Below are 22,898 nucleotides of genomic sequence, written 5' to 3' on the forward strand. Positions count from 1 at the left end.
ACGAGCTGGGCTGTTTTGTTATTTGGTTGCGGGGACACGCAACTACCGATTCCGACATTTGCTTCAGATCGCAGTTTGACAGAGATAGCCCCAAAAACTTTCGAAGCTCAGCGACATCAGGCGGCAGGAGTTGCGGCGCGCGGCAATGACCGTAATGCAGCGCGAAGGCGCTGCGGCGACCACGCTCAAAAAGGTGGCGACTGAGGCGGGTGCCTCCGAGCCGACACGTCCGAGGCTGAACCAATATGGTCTGAATTCCTTCGCCGCTGGCCGGAGCGTCCTGCGCGGGATCAAGGCTCAGCGTCTCCTCGACGTCCATGAAGATCAACGCCTGTCACTAGGTGCTCTGCATTTGCCACAGGGTCCATCACGAGACAGTCGCGATGGACCCATAGACAAGCCGCAACGGTTCAAGCAAATGCGATCGCTAAGGTCATTTCGTGAGTGCACCCGACTTCTTCGCCGTCCAGGTGGCGATGTAGTCCATCAATCCAGGCGACAGGCAGTCATAAGGCTCGAGGCCGAGTTCCTTCAGCCGGCCACGCACGCCGTCCATCTCCGCGGGATCGACGCCCGCCTCGATGATCGACGACACGAAAGCGGCAAAGCCGGGCTCGGCCCAGCCGGCTTCCTCGAAGCGCTCGGGATGGATGAAGTCGAGGCCCTTGAAGGCGTGGTCGCGCTCGACCGGGCCGTACATGTGCACGCCGCAGGCCTTGCAGGCATGGCGCAGGATGAGTGCTGAAGGATCGACGACGGCAAGCTTGTCGCCATTCTCCAGCACCGTCACGTTTTCATGCGCGGTGACAGCCACGACCGAAAACTTGGCGCCTTCCGGCTTCCAGCATTTGGTGCAGCCGCAGGCGTGGTTGTGGGCGACCTGGCCCTTGATCGCCACCTTCACCGGCCGGTCGGCGCAGGCACAGACAAGCGTGCCACCAGTGAAACTGGCACTGCCGGGCCTGACCCCGCCGTCGAGTGCTGGATGTATTGAAGCCATGTCCTGTTCCTCCATGTGATGACAATTCGAGATATGCGAACTCTGACAATGGGGCGCTAGTAAACGACGACGCTGCGGATGCTTTCGCCTGAATGCATCAGGTCGAAGCCCTTGTTGATGTCTTCGAGCTTGAGGGTGTGCGTGATCATCGGGTCGATCAGGATCTTGCCCTCCATGTACCAGTCGACGATCTTCGGCACGTCGGTGCGGCCACGCGCGCCGCCGAAGGCCGTGCCCTTCCAGGTCCGGCCGGTGACCAGCTGGAACGGCCGCGTTGCGATCTCCTGGCCGGCACCGGCGACACCGATGACGATGCTTTCGCCCCAGCCGCGATGCGATGCTTCGAGCGCCTGGCGCATCACCTTGACGTTGCCGGTGCAGTCGAAGGTGTAGTCGGCACCGCCGATCTGGTCGGTCCCACGCTTGGTCAGGTTGACGAGGTAAGGCACGATGTCGCCCTCGACCTCCTTCGGGTTGACGAAATGCGTCATGCCGAACTTTTCGCCCCAGGCCTTGCGCTCATTGTTGATGTCGACGCCGATGATCATGTCGGCACCGGCTAGGCGCAGGCCCTGCAGCACGTTGAGGCCGATGCCGCCGAGCCCGAAGACGATCGCCGTTGAACCGATCTCCACCCTGGCGGTGTTGATCACCGCACCGATGCCTGTCGTCACGCCGCAGCCGATGTAGCAGATCTTGTCGAACGGAGCGTCGGGGTTGACCTTGGCCAGTGCGATCTCGGGCAGCACGGTGAAGTTCGAGAAGGTCGAGCAGCCCATGTAGTGGAAGATCTTGTCCTTGCCGATCGAGAAGCGGCTGGAGCCGTCAGGCATCAGACCCTGGCCCTGGGTCGAGCGGATCGCGGTGCACAGGTTGGTCTTGCGGCTGAGGCAGGACGGGCACGAACGGCATTCCGGCGTGTAGAGCGGAATGACATGGTCACCCTTCTTGAGCGAGGTCACACCCTTGCCGACATCGACGACGACACCTGCACCTTCATGGCCGAGAATGGCAGGAAAGATGCCTTCGGGATCGGCACCCGACAAAGTGAACTCGTCGGTGTGGCAGATGCCGGTCGCCTTGATCTCGACCAGCACCTCGCCCTCGCGCGGACCCTCGAGGTCGACCTCCATGATCTCGAGCGGCTTTCCAGCTCCTACGGCAACGGCGGCGCGGGTTTTCATGGATATACTCCGATTATTGTGGTAAAATTATCAGGTTTTGGTAGTTGTAGCTCCAAGATGTTATGAGGCGAATTGATTCATTGTGTTGTGGATGCCGCCTGCCTTGACCGCTGTGTCACCAGCGAAATATTCCTTATGGTCATCGCCAAGGTCGGAGCCGGCCATATTCTGGTGCCTGACGCAGGCAATGGCTTGCCGAATTTCCTGACGCTGGACGTTGGCTACGTATCCTAACATTGCCTGCTCGCCGAAGTATTCTTTGGCGAGATTGTCAGTCGACAATGCCGCAGTGTGATAAGTTGGCAAGGTGATGAGATGATGGAAGATGCCCGCGCGCGCTGCTGAATCGCGCTGGAAGGTTCGGATTTTCTCATCTGCTTCTTGACCAAGTTCCGAACTGTCATATTCCGCGCTCATCAACATCGCGCGGTCATAGCCGGTCAGGTCTTTGCCGGAGGAAAGCCATGCATCAAAGACCTGCTGTCTGAAATTAAGCGTCCAGTTGAAAGACGGCGAGTTGTTATAGACCAATTTCGCATTGGGGATGACTTGGCGGATGCGGTCGACCATGCCGGCGATCTGATCGATATGTGGCTTCTCGGTCTCGATCCAAAGCAGATCTGCACCGTTTTGCAGCGCGTTGACGCAGTCCAGAACGCACCTGTCCTCGCCAGTGCCTTCACGGAACTGGAAGAGGTTCGACCGCAGCCGTTTTGGCCGGAGGACCTTCGAGCCCCGCTTGATGAGGACATCCCCGTTTGCGAAATCGCCTTCCGCAACCTCTTCGCAATCGAGGAAGGAATTGTAGACGTCACCGTCGTCGCCTTCAGCGGCGCTGAATGCGATCTGCTTGGTCAGGCCTGCACCGAGCGAGTCAGTGCGCGCAACAATGATCCCGTCATTGACCCCAAGCTCAAGAAATGCGTAGCGACAAGCGCGGATCTTGGCAACGAAATCCTCGTGCGGAACTGTGACCTTGCCGTCCTGATGCCCGCATTGCTTTTCATCTGATACCTGGTTTTCGATCTGAAGGGCGCACGCACCGGCCTCAATCATCTTCTTGGCCAGAAGGTACGTGGCTTCAGCGTTACCGAAACCGGCATCGATGTCGGCGATTATGGGAACGACATGGGTTTGATAGTTGTCTATCGCATTAAGCGATTGCTGCTCGAGGGAGACGTCTCCGCTCTCTCTGGCCCGGTCCGCTTCGCGGAACATCATGCCAAGTTCACGAGCATCAGCTTGGCGCAGAAAAGTGTAAAGCTCAGCGATTAGTGAGGGAACGCTGGTTTTTTCGTGCATGGACTGATCCGGCAGTGGCCCAAACTCCGAGCGGAGCGCTGCAACCATCCAGCCAGACAAATATATATAGCGACGCTCGGTTGTTCCAAAATGCTTCTTGATAGAGATGACCTTTTGCTGACCGATGAAGCCGTGCCAGCAACCGAGAGATTGAGTATACTTGCTAGCGTCCTGATCGTAGGCAGCCATGTCATTACGTATGATTTTTGCTGTGTACTTGGCGATGTCGACGCCGGTGCGAAATCTATTCTGCAGTCGCATCCGAGCAACCGCCTCGGCGGATATGCCCGTCCAGTTTTTGTTGGCGTTAATTGTATTGCTCGCTTCGTCAGTGATAGCGCGGTATGACATTGTCTCTCCAGGTCCGAAAGCGGATTTCATCGCCCAGCTAGCCTCACGAGCCGAGCATGGCCAGACCCCGCAGTGTCACGTTGTAAAACTTTACAAGCCATTGGTGTAATGCTGTAATGATGTCATGGAGAGAAATGGTGTTTACCTTGGTCCGCGGCTGCGGCGCCTTCGCAAGGACCTCGGCCTGACACAGGCGACCATGGCCGCCGACATCGGCATTTCTCCCTCTTACATTGCGTTGATGGAGAGAAATCAGCGCCCGGTGACAGCCGAGGTGCTGATCCGTTTGGCAAGGGCCTACTCGATCGATGTGTCGAGTCTGACGGAAGACAACGGGGCAGGTCTGATAAGTCGGCTACAAGCCGCAATGAGGGATCCGATATTCGCCGATATCGAGGTTTCACCGATTGAACTGGGGGATGTTCTCAGCAACTTTCCAGGTTTCACCGAGGCGATGCTTCGTCTGTATACTGCCTACAAGAGCGATCAGTTTGCCTTGGCTGACCAGCAACAGCTCGCCGTCAGTCCTGCAATGGCAGACGTTGCCCTCGATCCGGTCGCCTCTGTTCGAGCATTTCTGGCTGCGCGGCGGAACTGCTTCCCTGAACTGGATGCGGCTGCAGAAACCACGGCATCGCACATCAACAATGCGGGCGGACTGATAGCTTTTCTCAAACAGCGTCACGGGCTCAACGTCAGACGGTTGCCCCAGGACGTAATGATGGGCTCGGTTAGAAGGCTTGACCGTCATCGGAGAGAGATCCTGCTGGATGATTGTCTTGACCTCGCGAGTCAGAATTTCCAATTGGCCCAGCAGCTTGCCTATCTGGAAGTCGACGGCGAAATTCGGAAAACTGTCGAAGCGGGTAATCTGTCCTCTGAGAACGCCCGCCACTTGGCCCATCGGGCTTTGGCTGGGTATTTTGCAGCTGCAGTGCTTATGCCCTATGCACAGTTCGCAAATTCTGCCGAAGGCAAGCGATATGATGTCGAGGCAATTGCGCGTCAGTTTAACACAAGCTTCGAGCAAACTTCGCATCGCCTTACCACGCTGCAAAGGCCGGGCCAGGAGTGTGTTCCCTTCTTCTTCATCCGTGTGGACGGCGCGGGCAATGTTTCTAAGAGACTGGACAGCGCTAACTTCCCCTTTGCGCGGCATGGGGGGGGATGCCCGTTGTGGAGTTTACATCAGGTATTCACTTCGCCGAGGGTCGTAGTCACGCAGTGGCTGGAATTGCCAGATGGTCAAAGATTCTTCTCGATTGCTCGTACCGTTAGTTCGGGAAGAGGGGCATATCCGACAGCACGCGTAACTCGTGCCGTTGCATTGGTCTGCGAGGCGCACCACGCCGAGCGGATGATTTACAATGATCGAAATAGTCCCCCCCACTTCACCCCGATAGGCATCTCCTGTCGACTCTGCCACAGATCCACCTGCACGTCCCGATCAGCACCACCGATTAGCCGCAGCATATTGGCTGATGACTACAGGCGCACTGAAGCCCCATTCGGCTTCTCCGATTGATAGGTCGATTGGTGAAGCGAAGTCGAAGGATCGATTCCCACCACCCCCACAAGACCAAGTATAAAACCTACGGGGCGCCAGAAAGGAGCGTCGAGTGGTATAGCCAACGCGGTTGGCGCTGCGGAGAAGCATCTGCAGCAAGTTGGGTCTGGCTGACGCACCTTGTCGAGCCGTTCCCAAGGGTCTTCGGTCAGGAAGCGCATCGCAACGTCGAAGTTGCCCCCCAGCATCCGAGCGACAAGAGCTGTGGCAGCGCGCGGGCAAGTCCCCGCATCTTGGCGATGTCGTGGGTGCGCACGCGCGTCGCAAGCGGCGACTGTGGCATCGAGCTTCTTGATAGGGTTACGTTCAAAGCCAGGGACTGTCGCAACAATGAGCCACTTTGTCTGGCTGTCAGTCGTCTCTGCGAAGAAATTGCCAGCAAAGGGAAGGCCTTCGAACGGCCGACCGAGGATTCTATGTCGCCGCCAAAGACAAGCGGCGCCTGCGCTTGCCGCTTTTCGTACATCGCAGCGGCCAGCTCTTCTAAATCGTCACCTTCGTAGCGCCCGGACACGATGCAGGTCAGCAAGGGGTCAGTGGAGCCGATCACCCGACCATCGACCCTGCGGACGCCAATGATAGCAACGGGGCCGATCAGGCAGCAGCGAAACGCCTACCGTGAATCTGTGTCGCAATAATGCACAGGGCCTGTTTTCCTCTGAAAGTACGAGACCGAAAGACTGGAATCCTTACGGTACCAATGACCTCTAATGGAGGCACGACGATAAATTCAAGAAAGTTGGCTCTTGATACCCCACGCGGACACAGGTCGAAGATGTGCGACTTGCCGTCCCAGGCATCAGCTGAATCCCGCAGAGTTCGCTCGATCACGGATGGGCGTTGCGTAGCATGATGCCCCATGGAGACGAGGATCATGGCCTGTGAGATATCGATGCGCTGTTCGTACCGCCACCAGGCGTCGCTCCCGGATCATCCATCCGAACGTCCGTTCGACGGCCCAGCGACGCGGCAGAACCCTAAAGCCTTTCAGGCCCTTGGTGCGGGACGATCACAACGATGAAGTCGAGATCGCAGGTCTCATCTATATGCTTGAGCCCGTGATAGGCCACATGCGCAAACGGAATCCCTAAAATCCGATTATCCAAACAGCTTCTAAGCTACGGGATGGCCGTAGCAAGGGGAGCCAGCGGCCGCCATTCAACGAACACGCGATCGTAAACGGCGGCGCGCGCGAATCAACATCGCAGGAAGGCGGCGGCGTTGCTTGGGAGGTTGAGGTCGTGCCGGTCACGCGATCAGGGTCCCCGTAGGCCACGAAGAGCGAGGAATCGAACATAGCGCGATCACCGATATTGCCGTCCACGCCAGCAGTTTGGCTCAGGTCGCTATTCGCCGTACCGGCGCTCCAGCGCGTCGGCAATTCGCTCGCAAAGCAATTCTGAGGTCACGACCGTGAGGTGGAGACGAAGACGAACTCCGTGTGTATCAACTAGGGTAGTGACAATACCGCGGTCAGAGTACTCGGCGAGGTCGAGAACATCGTTGATGATAAAGTCTGGTCTTTCGCGAAGGCTCTTTGGGCGCACCGGGTTCTCCTCCCAAATTGGTGGCTTTCCAGGCATGCCGAGCCGAACACGCTGGAATTCGGCGTAACTCTCTGCAACGGCTTGAGTGTCGAATAAATGCCGAGTTACTTTGCCATTTTCGACGACCTGGACAATCCATTGGCTGTCGACAGTTTTCAGTCGCACGTCATTCGGTTCTCCGGCAACCATCTCCGTCATCCGTTTCAGCAATCAACATGACATTCAAATCCAGATTTTCTGACAGCACGTCGTCGCTACACGACGGCAATCCTTCGATTCAGTCAGATTCGACGATCTAGATAACGCCGGTGACCATGGCGACGCATGCAACAGCAACAAGGGCCCTGCACCAGGGTTTCGCCACGCGGAGCGGGGCGAAGAAGCCAACCAGCGCCATGCTGCGGCAACCATGGCCCTAAAGCCAAGCGCGACTGCGGTTCCGCGTATAGATCGACAGGCCGATGCTAAGCTCGACAAAGGGTTACCGGGGTGCCCGCGAAACCGACGGCGCCGCCAAAGGTCATACCGAAACGAGGTAGCCGGCACCAGTGCCCGCCCGTCCAACTGGGCGGCGAACAGACCGACCATGACCCTGGCGAGCATATGGTCGACCCCGCCGCGAGCATGGCCATATCGGTCAATGCGGTAATCGGAGTTCTTTTCATCTTTATTCTCCTTGCATTCGCGTTGTCGTCTTTGATCATGACCGTCGCCTCTTCTTTCGGCGTGGTGTCGGCGGCCGGAGAGCGCAAACAGGCGTTCGACAAGGGCTCGCGCCGTTGAGGGATTAACTGGTTCGATTAAATGTCTGAATCCGTCCATACGTTCTTGAACGAATGCCAATTCTGCCGTGGGTTCCGGAAGCCCTTGACCCGCGGATGATAGCAGACTGAACCGCGCCGCAAAGTCAGCATCGGGAGGACTGGCAGTTCATTCATGATCAATGAATGCGCATCCCGATACAGTCGGCAACGTTGCTTGTCGTTTGTGGTTTGTCGTGCTTCGTCCAGCAGCCGATCTACATCTGAATTGGAGTAATATCCCGCATTAAAGCCCCGGGGCGAGCTGTTCATAGAATGCAACACCTGCTGTAACCACATATCACATGACATTCCCCAGCTCATCTGTGACATACCTGCGCCCTCCGGCAAACCAGATCGCCACTCGTTGCAGTAGGAAACCCAGTCTTCTGTCCGGACGATCTCGGCTCGCAGCCCGACCGCCTCGAGATTTTCCGCCAGATGCTCGCAGATCCGGACGGGCACGAGCTGACCGGATCCGGCGTTGGCCGTCACAATGCGCAATCGCCACTCCGTAGGGACGCCGGCTTCCGTCAACAGCTGCCGAGCACGATTGGGATCGTATTGGTAGGGGAAACTGTACTCCTCGTCGAAGGCTGGTGAAGCTGGCGGCAGCATTCCAGACGCGACAGCTGTGTGTCCGCGGAAAATGTCGTGGCTTAGCCTGTCGCGGTCAACCGCATGCGCGATCGCGTGACGCACTCGGATGTCGCTCAGGACCGGATCCCGCATGTTGAAAATGAAATACCAGACATAAGGCGCCTGGCCTTCGAGGACGACGAAGCCGCGCCGCACCAATTCGTCGAGATCGCTCCCCTCAAGGCCATAGGCGAGATCCGCTTCACCATCTACCAACGCCCGATAGCGATCTTCAAGGTTTGGATACGGCTTGAACTCAATGGCCTTGAGTTTGGCGCGCCCACCCCAGTAATCCTCGTTCCGACGTAGCCGAACGCCACTGCCAAATGGCGTCGAAAAGCGACTGTCGAAACGAAATGGACCTGTGCCCGGTGCGTGGTCCGCGATGCCTGAACTACCAAGCTTTGTCAGGGCCTCTGGGCTGATGAAGACATGAGCGCCCGGTGCATCCTCCTGCGTCATGTAGCGGAGGAACTCGGGAAAGGGCTCCTTCAGGGTGAGCAGGATCGCCAGCGGCCCTACCACCTCCACAGACTTGAGCGTTTCGAGACCGATCCGGTTGTAATCCGCTGCTAAAGGCGAATATTGCGGCGCATCAGGTTTCCACATTCGCTCTATATTAAACCGCACGGCCTCCGCATCGAACCGAGTTCCATCATGAAACCTCACATCCTCTCGCAATCGAAACAGATACTGAAGTCCGTCGTCGGAGATATCGACCGAAGTGGCAAGCGCGGGTACAAGCCGCGTCGGACTGGCTACTTCATCCTCCAGATCGTCCTCATATAGGCTCTCGAATATCTGCTGGACAACTCTACCTGTATTCCAACCTCCAAACGAGGCCGGCGGATCGATCGCATCTACCTCCCAGTCAAGGGCGACGCGAAGTACAGAGTCGTTGGCGCGTTGAGATGTAATCATAATGCTTCCTTCGGGTTAATTTGAAAATTTGGATCGCTCAACTCGGACCCGCAGGCCAAAACCTGGTCGGCGATTTTGGTCATCGATGCGCGGCCTTCAAGAGACCAGCGCCGGATGCATTGATACGCATTTTCCTCGCTGATCGATCGCTCCGCGGCGAGATGCCGGACCGCGTTGTTCACGACCCGACGCGACCGCAAGGTCTCTTCCAGCTTCGCGATCTTACTGTTCTGCCGCTGTTCGAACCGGGAACGGGAACTAGCAACCGCCAACGTTGACAATATACCGAAAGCGCGGATGGGTTTGCCGATGATGGCCTGCACGTCCGCTTCAAGAAGTTCGCGGACGATCGTGGGGCTCTCATATTCGACGATGCCAATGAGGGTCCCATCGCGACCTCCCGTCAGCGCGCTCATATCGAGCGATGGGTGGCCGCCGAAGATGCAGAAGACGACATCGGCATGAGCCGGCCAACGATCAGGAGCTGGCCACAAAGTGTCGACTTGGCATCCGATCCGTTTCAAATGTCGGACAAGTTCATCACAGGCCGAATCCGGCGGATGGATCACACACGCCCGAAGTTTCCGCAATTCCCGGATCAACGCCTCACCGGACATTGTCCATTTCCTCCTGTCCGTGATCCCGGTCGATGCGGCCGAGGCCCACATAGTTCACAAGGTAAGGGTCCGGTTTCATCGATTTCTTGAATTCGGCTACGACCTCAAATTTCCGCCCAGCTACCGTCTTGCCAATTCTCGGCCAGAGATAAGTATGGCTATTGTCCGGATCCACCATGACAACGCCTTGGGGAGCGGAGACCTCGAGACCCAGTACCTGTGCGCGAAGCCATTCCGGGTCTAGCGTCCCAGCTCGTTCCAGCGCCCGAGCAAAGAGTAGCACGGTAAAATATGCAGCCTCCGCACATGCATCGGCCGGGCGCTTGGCACCAAAACGTTGGTGATAATTGGCGACAAAACTGTTATTTCGCGGCGATTGGACCGTTTCAAAGTAAGGCGCGGAGACGATATGGCCCGGCCGGGGCTCGAACCACATTTCCTGAAGGTGCGCCTCGTTAGTCGTAAGAGAGGCGATCGGCATAACGGCTGGATCGAGTTTCTCGACCGCGTAGGCATCGTAAAGTGCTGCTATTCCCGGCCCCACCACCGTCGAGAAGATTACATCGGCACCGAGCAATCGCGCTTCCTTGATCGCATCCAGAAAGGCATCCCTTTGAGCGCCGAACGGCAGATAATATTCGCCGACGATGCTGCCGCCGATTTCAGAAAGAAGATCGCGCATGATCCTGTTGGATTCGCGCGGGAAGAGATAGTCCGTGCCGACGCACATCAGCTTTCGTCCGTAGCGTGGGAATAGATATTCAGCGAGCGGAAGGTGCAGCTGGTTCGGAGCGGGGCCGGTGTAGATGACGTTCGAGGAATATTCGAACCCCTCGTAGCCGATCGAGTACCATAGCAAGCCTCCGCGATGCTCGACGACCGGAACCACCGCCTTTCGGCTGTAGGACGCCGAACAGCCGAATATGTTAGTCACGCCGCGGTCCATTAAAAGCGAACTGGCGAGCTGGGTGTAGCGCTGCGGATCGGACGCCGGATCAAGGATCAAGGGAGAAATCGGCTTACCCAGCACGCCGCCTGCGTCATTTATCTCCGAAATTGCGAGCAAGGTCCCTTGCAGCTGGGAAATCTCTGCAATCGCCGTGATTCCGCTTCTCGAGTATAGCACACCCACCGGCCATGTACCCTCCGAACGATAGGACTCATGCAGTGCGCCAATGCCGGACATCCTCGTGCCTTCCTGCTATGTTGCAAACAGACGCAGTGGATTACGTTGAAGCTGCAGCATCGCAATTTCCAATTCGAGCGTGGTCGAACTCATGTCGTCCAGATCCAAGGCCAAGGCCTTTTCTGCAGCCTGAACAATGATCGGGACACATTGGCAGAGATGAACCTGCGCTTCGGCCGATCCCATCCGGCCGAGCCGTACGGCTGCCGAAAAGAGACTGCTTGCCGTGCCGCGCAACTCCGCCAGGAGCGTGTTCTCAATGCCCATTCCCCGGGAGGCCGACACCGCTGCTGCCACGACGGCGAGATTTCCGGCCTCGCGCAGTTGCACTTCATGGCAGAATGAACCCAGCACTTGGTGCGGCCAGACCTGAAGGGCAAGTTTCGCCAGCTGGCGACCACACGAGGTCGATGCGTTCCGGGCCGGAACCGACAACTTTGTGGCGAGAAGACGCTCATCTACATAATGCAATTGGTCGAGATCGCCGACCGAAAACATCCGATGTGCGTGAGCGGCAGCAACGGCGTCGCAGCGGCCCGCGCCGTGGAGCAGGACCGCTTTCACGACTTCCGCGATTTGAGCTGAATTCTTAGGAAGCTCCTCTAGAATGCCTTCCAATCCGCTGGAGTGAACATAACGCCCGATCGGCAGCGAACTGTCAGCCAACTGAAGGGCCATTAGAAAACTCGCGTCTATCGCCCTTCCCGCCAACGTTTCATTCATGAGCGTGCTCTGTTTTAAAAAGGGGACGGGAGGCGCCCAGCCGGACGTAGTCGAAACGCAGCGACAGTTCGCCAAGTTTGAGATCTCGAACCGTCTTCGTCATGAGGTCCTCACTCGACAGCATCGGCACGTGGATGGAGCAGGCGTTCACCTCGACCGGTACATGCTGGTTGCCGAATGCGTGGCCGATGAGCGCAGCCTGCCGAATAATATCCGGAACCGAGTTGGTTTGGCTGAGGTCGACAACGAGGGCGAGTTCCTCCGGCCTGCACACGACCACCGTGTGTTCTTCGTTGTTAAATAGAACCGCGCCGTGAAAAAGGTACTGGCTATGCTGCATCGATACCGCAAAATCGAGACCGCGCTTTGTGCGCTGCCGAAGCCGCCGCTTGCCGGCCTCAGTCCAAGAAATGTCGATAAAATCCAATGTGGCGGCGCTGTGAACCACGTCGTCCAAGGCGCCAACTATTCCATTCGAGACAAGCATGGGACCTATTTCCTCCTAGACGGCGCTGGCGCCCCAATCATCTGCATTCGAATCCGTGACCACGCGTCGTCGATGAGCCGCGTCATTGTTGATGACGACAGGGCGAGCACGCGCACGATGATGCCGACAGCCCCGGGCAGGGCCCCTACACCCAATCGAAAATCTTCGCCCGTCATGTCGAGGGACGAAGCAGCATCGTAAACGCCCTTTGCATTGCCGCCTGGAACGAGTGCCAGCAGCGTTCCCGAATAGAGAAAAGTGCCGAGAGCGCCTCTCATATTGATCGGAATCGTCGTCGGCTCCATGAGCATGCGCTCTGTGAAGAGCGTGCTTCCGTCGACGCTAATCCGAGTTGCAAGTTTGAGGCGGGTGAAAGCGAAAATCTCGCCGCGGGCCAACCGGCCCGGCGCGATGATTTCGCTCGCAATGAGCATGGACCCCCGATCGATATCTATCGTCGTCTCTTGGTCGTAGGAGGATTGCGCCTGCGGTATGATCTGGTCCGGCAGGTATTCAATGTACGACCCCTGCTTTGCCTCCAAATGCACCTTTTGATACGCTGATCCGTCGAGCATCCGGTGGAGCTTTGTCGCAGATGTGCTCGTGACATGAAGTTTTCCGCCGTTCCGCGCAACAATCCGCAGTTCCAGCTTGTCACCGCTAAACACTGCACCCGAGGGATTCAGTACATAGACGAAAGCCATGCCAGGCTGACTTTCGTCCAGAAAAAGGGGTGTGGTGAAATGCAAGGGAAACCTTTGAACCCGCTGCATGAGGTGTGTTTTCCCCAGGCAGTCAGCCGCAAACTCCAGGTTGAGAAGGCCAGACGCGTGCGTCATACTTGGTCACTTTTCCGCACAGCTGAACAAGGCATCCCTTTTTATGGTCGCAAAGACCTCTGCTGCACCCTCCGGCGAACGCAAATTCGTGTAAATGGTAGCCTTTTGAGGGCGGTTGACCAGAACGTCGTGACGGATACGGTCCAGGTCAGCGCCCACATGCGGAGCGAGGTCAATCTTGTTGACAACGAGAAGATCAGCTTGAAGCATTCCAAGTCCCCGTTTGCGCGGGATGTCATCACCGGCGGCGCAGTCAATCACGAAGATCCAATAGTCAACGAGTTCCGAGGAGAATGTCGCCGCCAAATTATCTCCACCGCTCTCAATCAGGATGAGATCGAGCGGATTGTCGCGCTCCAGCGCGTCAGCAGCCTGTATGTTCACCGAAGGATCCTCGCGGATCGCGGTATGAGGGCACGCTCCGGTTTCTACGCCGATGACCAGAGTCTCTTCTATGAGGCCGCTCGCCTTGAGCCGGATGGCGTCCTCCAGAGTCACGAGATCATTGGTGATAACCGCGGGTTTCAATCCCGCCTCATGGATAAGAGGCAGGAGGCGCTCAATTAATCTCGTCTTACCGGAGCCCACCGGACCACCGATGCCGATACGAATGGCCTTAGCGGACATGAAATTCTCCTATTTCAACGTATAAAGGGCGCCCAGCGGCACCTTGCTGGACGGAAGCGACGTGCAATGCTCCCCGTCGACTTCCACTCTGTATGTTTCCGGATCCACCGTTACTTTGGGAACCTTGTCGTTCCAAAGCATGTCTTGCTTGGAGAGTTTTCGTGTTCCAGACACGGGCACGCAACGCGCTCGCAATTCCAGCTTTCCAGCGACGTCGCGGTCGATGGCCATTTGGGACATGAAGCGCAACGAAAGTGACGGAGCAGCGCGTCCGAACCAGCCCCATTGCGGCCGGTAGCGCAGGGGCTCGCAGCAGTAGAGAGAGGCGTTCGCTTCGCCCATCACGGCCATCACCGGGAAGCCTGACTTGAAAACGGCCTCCGGCTTGACGCCAAACATCCCAGGTTTCCATAGCACGAGATCGGCCAGCTTGCCCGGCTCGAGCGAGCCGACATATTTCTCTACGCCGAATATGCGTGCCGGATTGATGGTGTATTTGGCGATGAACCGCTTAATTCTAGTGTTGTCATTGTCGCGACCGGCGTCTTCGGCGAGTGCGCCACGCTGCGCCTTCATGCATGACGCGGTCTGCCAGGTACGACTGATAGTTTCGGCAATGCGACCCATCCCCTGGGAGTCCGATCCTATAGCGCTAATGGCGCCGATATCGTGCAGCACACCTTCGGCCGAAATGGTCTCATGGCGGATCCGGGATTCGGCAAAGGCGATATCCTCCGGCAGTCTTGGATTGAGATGATGGCTGACCATTGCCATGTCGAAATGCTCGTCGAACGTATTAACCGAGTAAGGATTGGTCGGATTGGTCGACGAAGGCAGGACGTTCCCGTACCCACACACCTTGATAATGTCTGGGGCATGGCCCCCGCCGGCGCCTTCGACGTGGTAGGCGTGAATGGTACGGCCGTCGATTGCCTTCAAGGTTCGCTCGAGAAACCCAAACTCATTCAGCGTGTCGGTGTGCAATTGGATTTGCACGTCCGCCTCGTCAGCAGCCACCAGTGCTGAATGGATCGCGGCAGTTGTGGCACCCCAATCCTCATGAATTTTTAGCCCTGCGGCGCCTGCCTCGAGCTGCTCGATCAGGGGCTTATGATTATCCGAGGCCGCCTTTCCCAAAAAGCCGAAATTGAGCGGGAACGCTTCCGCTGCCTGAAGCATATGTCCGAGGTTCACTGTGCCGGTGGAGGCGATCGGAACGGTGGTGGCCCCAAGACCACCGCCGAACAGGGTAGTGATGCCACTGGCCAGGGCCTCTTCGCACTGGCCCGGATCGATGAAATGGACGTGGCAGTCTAGGCCACCGGCCGTAACGATCAGGCCCTCCGCTGCGCGAACGTCGGTGTTGGTACCGACGATCAGTTTAGGGTCAACCCCGTCCATGATCCGGGGGTCGCCAGCCTTGCCGATCCCGGCGATCAGGCCATCCTTGATCCCTATATCGGCCTTGATGATGCCGAGGACCGGATCGATGATCGTGGCATTCGTTATCACCAGATCGAGCGCACCGTCTGCCGCAGTGATATGGCCATGACAGCCGGTGCCCACTCTAAGGGTTTTTCCCGCCCCGAAGACGAGTTCGTCACCCGGAACAAGCAGATCCCGCTCGACCTCCGCCCAGAGACACGTGTCCCCGAGACGGACCCGGTCTCCCGTCGTCGGCCCATACAGCTCAACATATTGACGTCGCGACAGCACCTTAGCCATGGTGAGCTCCCCTGAATCCTTCGGCTGCTGCTCGTGTAACCGCCCTGCGCTTGACTTCCGGGTTGTCCAGGTCACCATCGGTGAGGTTGTTAAGCCCCTCGACCCGCCTTTCGCCACCGATGGCGACAAGGTCGACGGTTTTTTCATCCCCTGGCTCAAACCGGACCGTGGTTCCCGCTGGTATGTCGAGACGAAAGCCGAACGCTGCGGCCCGGTCAAAATCCAGCTCGGCGTTCACCTCAAAGAAGTGGAAATGAGAGCCGATCTGAACGGGGCGGTCGCCAAAGTTGCGAACTATCACACGCGTCGTCGCACGACCGACATTGATCTCTATCCCTTCTTTCGCCAGGCGATAGCCGCCTGGCTCGTCCTCTTCCTCGCTTTCATGGGGCCGACCGAGGGGATCGTGGACACAAACGAGCTTTTGACCGTCCGGAAACATCGGCTCGACCATCAACATTTCCAGAAGCGGCACGACACCCGGCTGAACTTCCTCAGGCTGCAATACGGTGCGGCCCAAAGCCATCAATTCTGAGACCGAGCTACCTCGTCTGGCCCCTTCGTGGATCGCATCGGCTATTACTGCTCTGGCCTCCGGCAAGTTCAGCCGTATGCCTTCTGCGCGGCGGCGCTGAGCCATCCTGGCCGCTGTGAAAACAAGAAGTCTGTCGCGTTCCCTGTTGGTCAGATACACGAGATGCCCTCGCCCATTTTGAAGTCGTTTCAGGATGATCAGAGGCTTATGTGGGCCGCGATCTTGTCATGCGTATCCGGGTCACGCGTGTTTCCGAACCCCGATATTTCACCCTTGTCCAGGAGAACGTATCTGTCAGAAACGGCACGGGTGAACGGAATGTTCTGTTCAACCAAAAGAACGCCGAGCCCAGAACGATCCCTCTCCCTCTTGATGATTTCCACCAGGTTGGTGATAATTGACGGCTGCATGCCTTCGGTTATCTCATCGATCAGGAGTACCTTGGCGCCGACGGAGAGAGAGCGTGCGATCAAAAGCATTTTCTGTTCGCCGCCACTGAGCGTGCCGGCTTTTTGCTGCAACCGCTTGAGGAGGAACGGGAAGCAACGGCGGATCGTCGCCTCCGCCTCGTTCCAGCTAACCGAGCCACGCAGCGCCAAGCGAATGTTTTCCTCGACCGTAAGGTCCTGAAATAACGCCTTTTCCTGCGGCACATAAGCCACGCCAAGCCTAGCAATCTGATGGGGACGACTTTCGCTGATTGCATGCTGCGCCATCGATACGGAGCCTGAAAACTTCGGCAAATACCCCATGATCGACTTGAGCAGCGTACTCTTGCCCATACCGTTCTTGCCCACCACGGCGACGATTTCGCCGTGGGCGATCTTCAAATCCAGGTTCCGTATTACGGTGGCCTGTCCATATCCGCTGCTGAGACCATTCACAGCGAGCACTGCTTCTGTCATGAGTTCATCCTCTCAGTGCCCCGAACCAGCATAGACCGACTTAACGAGTTCGGAATTCACGACCTCATCAACCGACCCGTTAAGAACAATCCGACCTTGATGTAGAACGATGACTCGCGAAGAAATTTCGCGGACGAAGTCTAGATCGTGCTCCACGAGCAGAATGCACAGTTGCTCCGCTTTGGTCAGTTCCACCAGGATCGTTCCGATCAGCGTGCGCTCGGCTTTTGTGAGACCAGCCGTGGGTTCGTCCAAGAGGATCACCTTGGGCTCGAGAGCCAACACCATTGCCAATTCGAGCGCCTGCTTTTTTCCGTGCGACAGCACTTGTGCGGGCAAATGCAGCTCGGTGTGAAGACCGGTGGCCCTGACAACGTGCATGGCAGAAGGCGGCAGGCTGCAGACACCGGATTTCTGCCATTTGGACAAAGGATCTAGGCGCGCCCGAGCAATCTGGAGGCACTCACCTACCGTCAAGGTGTCGAAAACGTTGGCCATTTGGAACTTGCGGCCCACACCGAGACCTACGCACTCTTCAGGCGGACGATGGCCGATGTCCTGGCCAGCGACCGAAATCGTGCCACCGCTACGCTTTGAGCCGTCGGCGATGCAGGTCATGAGGGTCGTCTTGCCGGCACCGTTTGGCCCCACGAGACTAACGATCTCGCCATAGGTGGCTTCGAAATCGATGCCGGACAGAACTTCCAGACTACCATATCGCTTTTCCACCCCGCTCACTATAAGCGCGGGTCCGCTGGACTCGGCCGCAATGATGTTGCGCTCGCTCCTGCTTGCCTTGTGCAGCTGGAGCTGGGCGTATTGCTGAGGCTGAGCTTTTCCGGTGCGAACGCGTAACCAGTTGGCGGCATGCGAAACCAAGGGCAGGATACCGCGCGGCAGGGCGACGATGACCGAAACGAAGACTATTCCGATGACAAGCTTCCACACGAAGGGAAAATCGCCCTGCAGCTGCGCACTGGCATAGTCGATAATAATCGTTCCGATCACTGGGCCAAACAGCGTACCACGCCCGCCCAATGCAACCCAGATCAGAAGCTCGGTTCCGAACGTGAAGCCAGCGATTTCGGGGGCGACCACCATCGTGTAGTTAGCGTACATCCAGCCTGCAATCGCGCCGATTGCTGCACAGATCAGAAAGATCACTGCCTTAATGTTTGAGGTGTTTAAGCCGAGATACTTGCAACGTTGCTCATTTTCCCGGATCGCGATCAGAAGCCGCCCGGCGTCGCTGCGCGTGTACATCCAAGCCGCTGACGTCAGTACGACTAGCCAGACTCCGACAGCCCAGAACCACGCCTCAGAGCTGAGCGGGATTGTTTCGAAGCCGGTCAGGCCGCTGCTTGAGCCCGTGTAGGTTCCGCCGGAAAATAGAACCTGCGTGACGATGATCGGCAGGACGAGGGTGATCACGGACGCATAGAGCGACGAAGCGCCATGCCAGAAGGCAAGGAATGCCACCAACCCGGCGAGGGCGACTGCGACTGCGATGCCGATCAAGACGGCGGCCAAGGCATTTCCGGCCGAAAAGCCGCCATAGGTAAAGACCAATGCCGTTGCGTAGGCGCCGGCCGCGAAGAATGCCGACTGACCGAAAGTCAGAACTCCGAGGTAGCCCCACAGAATGTCGACCGAGAGCGCGATTGATGCATAAATCATCGACCTTACGAGGACGTTCACGGAATAGGCGTCCATGAAGAAGGGCGCGGCGCCAACCCCGATCAGACAGATCGCGGCGATGACCACCATCCTTGTCAGCGGGGCGATCTGCGGTCGTTGAATGGAAGCGCTTCCAAGTTCCTTCACGTTTGCGTCACTCATAAGAAAACCCCTGCGGACGGATGCGAAGTATGACAGCGGCCAGCGCAGCAATCGTCATGCCGCCGAGGACCGAACCGAAATAATTGCTCACAATGACTTGGGCGCCCCCCAGGACAACGCTCGCGACAGCCAGGCTATAGAGGGAGGAGCCCGAAACGAGCACGAGCATGAAAGCGCTGATCAGCCAGGCAACGCCCATGTTTGGATCGACGCTGGACAGTGGAGTTATCAGAGCTCCGGCCACCGCCGCCAAACCGGAGCCGAGCGTAAATGTGATGGAGCGAACTAAGCCGCTGTTGATGCCGAGCCCGCGCGCGAGGTCCTCGTTCATAATGACCGCGCGTGTGGAGAGGCCCAGTGAGGTGCCCCGAAGCGCCATCGTCAAGCCGACGCCGAGCAGCAGCGCAACGGCTGTCAGGATCAACCGATAGGTTGAGTAAGGCTCACCCAAGATACTGATCACGCCTCTGATCGGAGGCTCAGCGAAATGGACACCGCGATCGAAGACCAGGGTAATAACCTGCCCAATGATAATGCTCAGGCCCCACGTCGCCAGAATGGCATCGAGGGGGCGATCATAGAGCGAGCGCACGACGACACGTTCCATTCCGAGACCGACAATTCCGCCGAAAATCGCCGCCAGGGGTATACCGATCCAAGGATTCATCCCCATCGCGGTGGCGATGACGGCGGCATAGCCCCCAAGCGTCATCAATCCGCCGTGTGCGAAGTTTATGAGCTTCATGACGCCGAACACAAGCAGCAATCCCGAAGATACGATGTATAAGATTGCTGCAGTCGTTATGATATCAAGTAGTACCGGAACCATCTAAGTCTCCGAAGTTTCCTCTGTAGCGAGCTGTATTGAACTTCCGAGTGATCGATGACGAAAGATGGGTTCGTACATCGCCGCGTCTGAGGGTCAACACAGCATCGCCATATTTGGTCAGCAGTCAGACGGCAGAAAGCGCCGCCTGTCCGGTCACAGATTGGGGCACTGCTCGCCCGGATCTACATTGGGATAGGACTTGATGATGGTTGTGTCGCCCTTTGCATCGACCTGCGCGAGATACATCGTCAGCGGAGCATGACGCTGTTTCGACATCAGCACCGAACCGCGAGGGCCGTCGAAAGTCACTTCGCTTAGCGCCTTTACGACCGCATCCGTATCCGTTGTCCCGGCCTTCTTGACCGCCAAGGCGTAGAGATGCACAGCATCGTATTGCGGCACGGACAGCTCATTCGGCGTTTCAGTCTTTTCCCCGAACTTGGCTTTCAGCGCTTTCAAGAACCGGGCGTTTTTCTCCGAGGCGATACCGGTGTAGTAGGTACCGCCGAGATAGATCCCCTCGGCATCAGGCCCAAGGGTCTTTGCCGTACCTTCATCAAGCGCGTAATTACCGTATTTGGCAGTGATGCCTGCCGATCGCAATTGCTTCGTGAAGGTGACGTTCGGCGCACCAGCGGCTGTGGAAGTAATGATGGCGTCCGGGTTGGTCGCGCGGATCTTACTGACGATTGCCGTCCAATCCGTAGCATCCATCGGATTGTATTCTTCTCCTACAACGGTTCCGCCCTTCTCGGCGATGTACTTGTTAGTATCACCAAGAAGACCCCGACCGAACGCGTAGTCGCTGCCAACCAGGAAAAATTTCTTCGCGCCATGATCCGACATGAAATAATCAACCATGAGGGAAACCATCTGTTGTGGCACCCAGGCGTTGATGTGCTGATACTTGTTGCAGGAGGCGCCTTCATAGAAGGAGGTGTAGATGTACGGAATTTGCCCCCGCGTGATGATCGGCAAGCCGGCGTTGCGAGCCGCCGTCGTTTCCATTGCCACGATGGCGTCGACTTCCTTTTGAAAGACAAGGGAATCGTAGGCCTTCTGAGCCCCGGCGGCGCCGGACGCATCGTCGGCGACTTCAATGACCAGCTTTCTGTTCAGCAACCCGCCCGCCTCATTGATTTCGGAGACAGCGAGTTCGGTCGCCTGAATCACGGACGGTGCCACGACGCTGTTTGCCCCGCTTAGGCCAACGGGAATCCCCAACACGATCGGTTCCTCTTCCGCAACTGCGCTCCCGGTCCACAGGACAGTTACGGCAAGCAACACGGAAATCTTCTGCATTGTTGTTTTCATTTGCGTTCCCCTTGTTTTTGTTGACTGCTCAAAGCGCCAGCTGACATCGGTTCCGTTGAGCAAACGGCAGTCGTCGGCTTCGCGAAAAGATGTCGGCAATTTTGAGATGAAGGTGGACCACAACTGCTAGCCGGCAGGATTTATCCTGAGGGGCGGCGCGTGGTACCAAAAGGTGACTATCCCGCCACCTGATTGAATGCTTGCACAGATGCAAAGCGACGTCAATATTAAAAGACGGTTAGGCGTCGTTATCAGGATTCATGCTAAGTTGGTTCTTCCGATCGACAATGACAAATCGAAGGTCGTTAACGGTCCTGACATCCCAGGGGGCGCCTCGCCCTGTTGATTAAGCTCGGCTTGCCGCGCGCGAACGCTGCCTGGCAGCCGTCTGGAGGCTTATTGTTTCGTATCCATGACAAACAGCGCCACCGCCATTGCCCGATTGCGGACGCCGAGCTTGTCATACAGATTCTTCAGATGGTACTTGACTGTGTTCTCCGAAATACCGGTCCTGGTGGCAATCTGCAAATTGGTCCAGCCATTGGCGAGCACAGCGAGCAATTCCAATTCGCGCGGCGTCAGGCGTGATAAGGGCGTCTCATTGATTTTGGAGACCTCTATAAAGGGAATGCAAATACGGCCGTTTGCGACCGCAGCAAGCGTGCCGAACAGGACGCTGGGATCATCGAACTGATAGCAAAAGCCGTGCGCGCCAAGGCGTACGCACTGCTTCAGAATGCCTGGGTCATGATCGTTGCTGAAAATAACCACGCGCATCGCGAGCTGCCGGCGATGAAGCTCGATTAGCAGTTCGGAGGCGTTCATGTCGGATAGTTTCCAGCCCACGATTGCCACGTCGAAGGCCGTCTTCGTTTCTTCCACGGCCTCCAGAAACGCCTTACCGCTATTGATGCCGGCAGCGAAGTCGAAACGTTCGTCGCGGCTGATCATGTCGCGCAACGCTGCGATAACCAGCTGATTTCGCTCTACAATCAGTAGCCTTGGGCGGTATCGGCTTCTTTCTGAGGCCTCCATGCACCGGTCAACTGTAAGCGTCGAAGTCAAACGCCTGACCTGCCGCGCGGAAGGCCGAGGTGACCGTATTGGCCATCAAAAGTGCGATCGTCATCGGGCCGACGCCGCCCGGCACCGGGGTGATGGCGCCAGCCTGTTCTGCCGCACTGGCATAGTCGACATCGCCGACGAGCTTCGATTTGCCGTTGGCGTCTGCGCTGAGGCGGTTGATGCCAACATCGATGACCGTTGCGCCCGGCTTGACCCAGTCGCCCTTGATCATTTCAGGACGGCCGACCGCTGCCACCAGGATGTCGGCGCTGCGGCACAAGGCCGGCAGGTCTTTGGTGCGGCTGTGGGCGATGGTGACAGTGGCATTGGCATTGAGCAGCAGATTGGCCATCGGCTTGCCGACGATGTTGGAGCGCCCGACAACGACTGCATTGAGGCCCGACAGGTCGCGGCCAAGCGCACGCTCGATCAGCAGCATCGAGCCGGCCGGCGTGCAGGGCACGAAGGCGGTATCGAGTTCGCCGGTACCGAGCTTGCCGACATTGGTGAAATGGAAGCCGTCGACATCCTTGTCGGCCGAGATCGTCTGGATGATCTTGCCGGCGTCGACATGGTCGGGCAGGGGCAACTGGACGAGGATGCCGTGGATCTTGGGGTCGGCGTTGAGTTTCTGCACCAGCGCGACCAGATCAGCTTCAGAGGTGTCGGACGACAGCGCATGTTCGATGGAATGAAAACCGCATTCCTTGGCTTTCTTGCCCTTGGAAGCGACATAGACCTGGCTTGCCGGGTCATGGCCGACGATGACCACCGCGATGCCTGGAACAACACCGGTCTCGGCGATCAGCTTTTCGGCTGCGATCCGGACCTTGGCGACTACATCGGCCGCCACCGCTTTCCCGTCGATAATGATTGACACGTATTTCTAATCCTTA

At 57.5% G+C, this 22,898-nt stretch carries 21 protein-coding genes and 3 pseudogenes; 3 read left to right on the top strand and 21 right to left on the bottom strand.

Translation table 11 applies throughout. The features are described from left to right. Positions 1 to 115: 115 nt before the first annotated feature. Positions 116 to 220: pseudogene (locus ACSQ3E_RS29880) on the top strand (choline-binding transcriptional repressor BetI); the annotation flags it as partial. A 213-nt stretch (positions 221 to 433) separates the two neighbouring features. Here the strand turns inward: ACSQ3E_RS29880 and gfa are convergent. From gfa to ACSQ3E_RS29895, 3 genes are read right to left on the bottom strand one after another with little or no spacing between them, the layout of a single operon-like run. Continuing rightward, complete coding sequence (gene gfa, locus ACSQ3E_RS29885) at positions 434 to 1,000, bottom strand: S-(hydroxymethyl)glutathione synthase (RefSeq protein ID WP_409014727.1); 567 nt, start codon at positions 998 to 1,000, stop codon at positions 434 to 436. A gap of 56 nt (positions 1,001 to 1,056) precedes the next feature. Next, on the bottom strand, positions 1,057 to 2,184 hold the full coding sequence (locus ACSQ3E_RS29890) for an S-(hydroxymethyl)glutathione dehydrogenase/class III alcohol dehydrogenase (RefSeq protein ID WP_436125425.1): 1,128 nt from the start codon (positions 2,182 to 2,184) through the stop codon (positions 1,057 to 1,059). Positions 2,185 to 2,244: 60 nt separating this feature from the next. Then, positions 2,245 to 3,837, bottom strand: coding sequence for an isocitrate lyase (locus ACSQ3E_RS29895; protein WP_055980156.1), 1,593 nt, complete (start codon positions 3,835 to 3,837; stop codon positions 2,245 to 2,247). A gap of 124 nt (positions 3,838 to 3,961) precedes the next feature. Between ACSQ3E_RS29895 and ACSQ3E_RS29900 the strand changes: the two genes are divergently transcribed. Beyond that, complete coding sequence (locus ACSQ3E_RS29900) at positions 3,962 to 5,362, top strand: helix-turn-helix domain-containing protein (RefSeq protein WP_082496693.1); 1,401 nt, start codon at positions 3,962 to 3,964, stop codon at positions 5,360 to 5,362. 96 nt (positions 5,363 to 5,458) lie between these two features. Here the strand turns inward: ACSQ3E_RS29900 and ACSQ3E_RS29905 are convergent. The 3 genes and pseudogenes from ACSQ3E_RS29905 to ACSQ3E_RS29915 form a co-directional block, all read right to left on the bottom strand. Then, positions 5,459 to 5,681, bottom strand: a pseudogene (locus ACSQ3E_RS29905) (2-oxoglutarate decarboxylase); the annotation flags it as partial. A 522-nt stretch (positions 5,682 to 6,203) separates the two neighbouring features. Next, positions 6,204 to 6,407, bottom strand: a pseudogene (locus ACSQ3E_RS29910) (hypothetical protein); the annotation flags it as partial. Between the two features lie 343 nt (positions 6,408 to 6,750). Further along, positions 6,751 to 7,149, bottom strand: coding sequence for a hypothetical protein (locus ACSQ3E_RS29915; protein ID WP_184117387.1), 399 nt, complete (start codon positions 7,147 to 7,149; stop codon positions 6,751 to 6,753). Between the two features lie 405 nt (positions 7,150 to 7,554). Between ACSQ3E_RS29915 and ACSQ3E_RS29920 the strand changes: the two genes are divergently transcribed. Next, the gene (locus tag ACSQ3E_RS29920) at positions 7,555 to 7,734 is read left to right on the top strand and encodes a hypothetical protein (protein WP_055980163.1); all 180 of its coding nucleotides are present in this window, start codon (positions 7,555 to 7,557) and stop codon (positions 7,732 to 7,734) included. A gap of 17 nt (positions 7,735 to 7,751) precedes the next feature. Here ACSQ3E_RS29920 and ACSQ3E_RS29925 read toward each other — a convergent pair whose 3' ends face one another. The 15 genes from ACSQ3E_RS29925 to folD form a co-directional block, all read right to left on the bottom strand. Further along, complete coding sequence (locus tag ACSQ3E_RS29925) at positions 7,752 to 9,311, bottom strand: ABC transporter substrate-binding protein (protein WP_436125426.1); 1,560 nt, start codon at positions 9,309 to 9,311, stop codon at positions 7,752 to 7,754. Then, positions 9,308 to 9,928 carry an ANTAR domain-containing response regulator gene (locus ACSQ3E_RS29930; protein WP_159091614.1) on the bottom strand — a complete coding sequence of 207 codons (621 nt, stop codon included), beginning with the start codon at positions 9,926 to 9,928 and terminating at the stop codon, positions 9,308 to 9,310. The genes ACSQ3E_RS29925 and ACSQ3E_RS29930 overlap by 4 nt, the downstream gene beginning before the upstream one ends. Continuing rightward, positions 9,918 to 11,114: a transporter substrate-binding domain-containing protein gene (locus ACSQ3E_RS29935; RefSeq protein ID WP_055980174.1), complete on the bottom strand. Its 1,197-nt coding sequence runs from the start codon at positions 11,112 to 11,114 to the stop codon at positions 9,918 to 9,920. Before ACSQ3E_RS29935 ends, ACSQ3E_RS29930 begins: the two co-directional genes overlap by 11 nt. Before the next feature lie 15 nt (positions 11,115 to 11,129). Next, complete coding sequence (locus ACSQ3E_RS29940) at positions 11,130 to 11,837, bottom strand: urease accessory protein UreF (protein ID WP_082496695.1); 708 nt, start codon at positions 11,835 to 11,837, stop codon at positions 11,130 to 11,132. Continuing rightward, the gene (locus ACSQ3E_RS29945; RefSeq protein ID WP_055980179.1) at positions 11,830 to 12,324 is read right to left on the bottom strand and encodes a hypothetical protein; all 495 of its coding nucleotides are present in this window, start codon (positions 12,322 to 12,324) and stop codon (positions 11,830 to 11,832) included. The genes ACSQ3E_RS29940 and ACSQ3E_RS29945 overlap by 8 nt, the downstream gene beginning before the upstream one ends. Before the next feature lie 5 nt (positions 12,325 to 12,329). Beyond that, positions 12,330 to 13,028 (bottom strand): urease accessory protein UreD, encoded by a 699-nt coding sequence (locus ACSQ3E_RS29950; protein ID WP_436125427.1) that lies wholly within the window; start codon positions 13,026 to 13,028, stop codon positions 12,330 to 12,332. Between the two features lie 141 nt (positions 13,029 to 13,169). Then, a complete protein-coding gene (gene ureG, locus ACSQ3E_RS29955; RefSeq protein WP_055980183.1) occupies positions 13,170 to 13,790 on the bottom strand; it encodes an urease accessory protein UreG in 621 nt (206 codons plus the stop codon). 9 nt (positions 13,791 to 13,799) lie between these two features. Then, the gene (gene ureC / locus ACSQ3E_RS29960; protein ID WP_055980186.1) at positions 13,800 to 15,515 is read right to left on the bottom strand and encodes an urease subunit alpha; all 1,716 of its coding nucleotides are present in this window, start codon (positions 15,513 to 15,515) and stop codon (positions 13,800 to 13,802) included. After that, on the bottom strand, positions 15,508 to 16,209 hold the full coding sequence (gene ureB / locus ACSQ3E_RS29965; protein WP_082496696.1) for an urease subunit beta: 702 nt from the start codon (positions 16,207 to 16,209) through the stop codon (positions 15,508 to 15,510). The genes ureC and ureB overlap by 8 nt, the downstream gene beginning before the upstream one ends. A 38-nt stretch (positions 16,210 to 16,247) precedes the next feature. Continuing rightward, positions 16,248 to 16,955: an ABC transporter ATP-binding protein gene (locus ACSQ3E_RS29970; protein WP_436125428.1), complete on the bottom strand. Its 708-nt coding sequence runs from the start codon at positions 16,953 to 16,955 to the stop codon at positions 16,248 to 16,250. 12 nt (positions 16,956 to 16,967) lie between these two features. Next, positions 16,968 to 18,794, bottom strand: coding sequence for a branched-chain amino acid ABC transporter ATP-binding protein/permease (locus tag ACSQ3E_RS29975; RefSeq protein WP_082496697.1), 1,827 nt, complete (start codon positions 18,792 to 18,794; stop codon positions 16,968 to 16,970). Then, the gene (locus ACSQ3E_RS29980) at positions 18,787 to 19,623 is read right to left on the bottom strand and encodes a branched-chain amino acid ABC transporter permease (RefSeq protein WP_055980195.1); all 837 of its coding nucleotides are present in this window, start codon (positions 19,621 to 19,623) and stop codon (positions 18,787 to 18,789) included. Before ACSQ3E_RS29980 ends, ACSQ3E_RS29975 begins: the two co-directional genes overlap by 8 nt. A 153-nt stretch (positions 19,624 to 19,776) precedes the next feature. Next, the gene (locus ACSQ3E_RS29985) at positions 19,777 to 20,925 is read right to left on the bottom strand and encodes a substrate-binding protein (RefSeq protein ID WP_108606927.1); all 1,149 of its coding nucleotides are present in this window, start codon (positions 20,923 to 20,925) and stop codon (positions 19,777 to 19,779) included. Between the two features lie 408 nt (positions 20,926 to 21,333). Continuing rightward, on the bottom strand, positions 21,334 to 21,972 hold the full coding sequence (locus tag ACSQ3E_RS29990) for a response regulator transcription factor (protein WP_055980200.1): 639 nt from the start codon (positions 21,970 to 21,972) through the stop codon (positions 21,334 to 21,336). Between the two features lie 7 nt (positions 21,973 to 21,979). Continuing rightward, positions 21,980 to 22,882: a bifunctional methylenetetrahydrofolate dehydrogenase/methenyltetrahydrofolate cyclohydrolase FolD gene (gene folD, locus ACSQ3E_RS29995; RefSeq protein ID WP_436125429.1), complete on the bottom strand. Its 903-nt coding sequence runs from the start codon at positions 22,880 to 22,882 to the stop codon at positions 21,980 to 21,982. Between the last annotated feature and the right edge of the window lie 16 nt (positions 22,883 to 22,898).

Source organism: Aminobacter sp. LjRoot7 (assembly GCF_964252895.1).
GTDB classification, from domain to species: Bacteria; Pseudomonadota; Alphaproteobacteria; order Rhizobiales; family Rhizobiaceae; genus Aminobacter; species Aminobacter aminovorans_B.

Excerpts from the sequence above, each read along its gene's own strand:
- ACSQ3E_RS29915 (WP_184117387.1), bottom strand. The coding sequence starts at position 7,149 with ATGACGGAGATGGTTGCCGGAGAACCGAATGACGTGCGACTGAAAACT.
- ACSQ3E_RS29935 (WP_055980174.1), bottom strand. The coding sequence starts at position 11,114 with ATGTCCGGCATTGGCGCACTGCATGAGTCCTATCGTTCGGAGGGTACA.
- ACSQ3E_RS29975 (WP_082496697.1), bottom strand. The coding sequence starts at position 18,794 with ATGAGTGACGCAAACGTGAAGGAACTTGGAAGCGCTTCCATTCAACGA.
- ACSQ3E_RS29970 (WP_436125428.1), bottom strand. The coding sequence starts at position 16,955 with ATGACAGAAGCAGTGCTCGCTGTGAATGGTCTCAGCAGCGGATATGGA.
- ACSQ3E_RS29890 (WP_436125425.1), bottom strand. The coding sequence starts at position 2,184 with ATGAAAACCCGCGCCGCCGTTGCCGTAGGAGCTGGAAAGCCGCTCGAG.
- ureC (WP_055980186.1), bottom strand. The coding sequence starts at position 15,515 with ATGGCTAAGGTGCTGTCGCGACGTCAATATGTTGAGCTGTATGGGCCG.
- ACSQ3E_RS29945 (WP_055980179.1), bottom strand. The coding sequence starts at position 12,324 with ATGCTTGTCTCGAATGGAATAGTTGGCGCCTTGGACGACGTGGTTCAC.
- ACSQ3E_RS29900 (WP_082496693.1), top strand. The coding sequence starts at position 3,962 with ATGGAGAGAAATGGTGTTTACCTTGGTCCGCGGCTGCGGCGCCTTCGC.
- ACSQ3E_RS29940 (WP_082496695.1), bottom strand. The coding sequence starts at position 11,837 with ATGAATGAAACGTTGGCGGGAAGGGCGATAGACGCGAGTTTTCTAATG.
- ACSQ3E_RS29980 (WP_055980195.1), bottom strand. The coding sequence starts at position 19,623 with ATGGTTCCGGTACTACTTGATATCATAACGACTGCAGCAATCTTATAC.
- ACSQ3E_RS29930 (WP_159091614.1), bottom strand. The coding sequence starts at position 9,928 with ATGTCCGGTGAGGCGTTGATCCGGGAATTGCGGAAACTTCGGGCGTGT.
- ACSQ3E_RS29985 (WP_108606927.1), bottom strand. The coding sequence starts at position 20,925 with ATGCAGAAGATTTCCGTGTTGCTTGCCGTAACTGTCCTGTGGACCGGG.
- ACSQ3E_RS29895 (WP_055980156.1), bottom strand. The coding sequence starts at position 3,837 with ATGTCATACCGCGCTATCACTGACGAAGCGAGCAATACAATTAACGCC.
- ACSQ3E_RS29990 (WP_055980200.1), bottom strand. The coding sequence starts at position 21,972 with ATGGAGGCCTCAGAAAGAAGCCGATACCGCCCAAGGCTACTGATTGTA.
- ACSQ3E_RS29920 (WP_055980163.1), top strand. The coding sequence starts at position 7,555 with ATGGTCGACCCCGCCGCGAGCATGGCCATATCGGTCAATGCGGTAATC.
- ACSQ3E_RS29925 (WP_436125426.1), bottom strand. The coding sequence starts at position 9,311 with ATGATTACATCTCAACGCGCCAACGACTCTGTACTTCGCGTCGCCCTT.
- ureG (WP_055980183.1), bottom strand. The coding sequence starts at position 13,790 with ATGTCCGCTAAGGCCATTCGTATCGGCATCGGTGGTCCGGTGGGCTCC.
- gfa (WP_409014727.1), bottom strand. The coding sequence starts at position 1,000 with ATGGCTTCAATACATCCAGCACTCGACGGCGGGGTCAGGCCCGGCAGT.
- ACSQ3E_RS29950 (WP_436125427.1), bottom strand. The coding sequence starts at position 13,028 with ATGGCTTTCGTCTATGTACTGAATCCCTCGGGTGCAGTGTTTAGCGGT.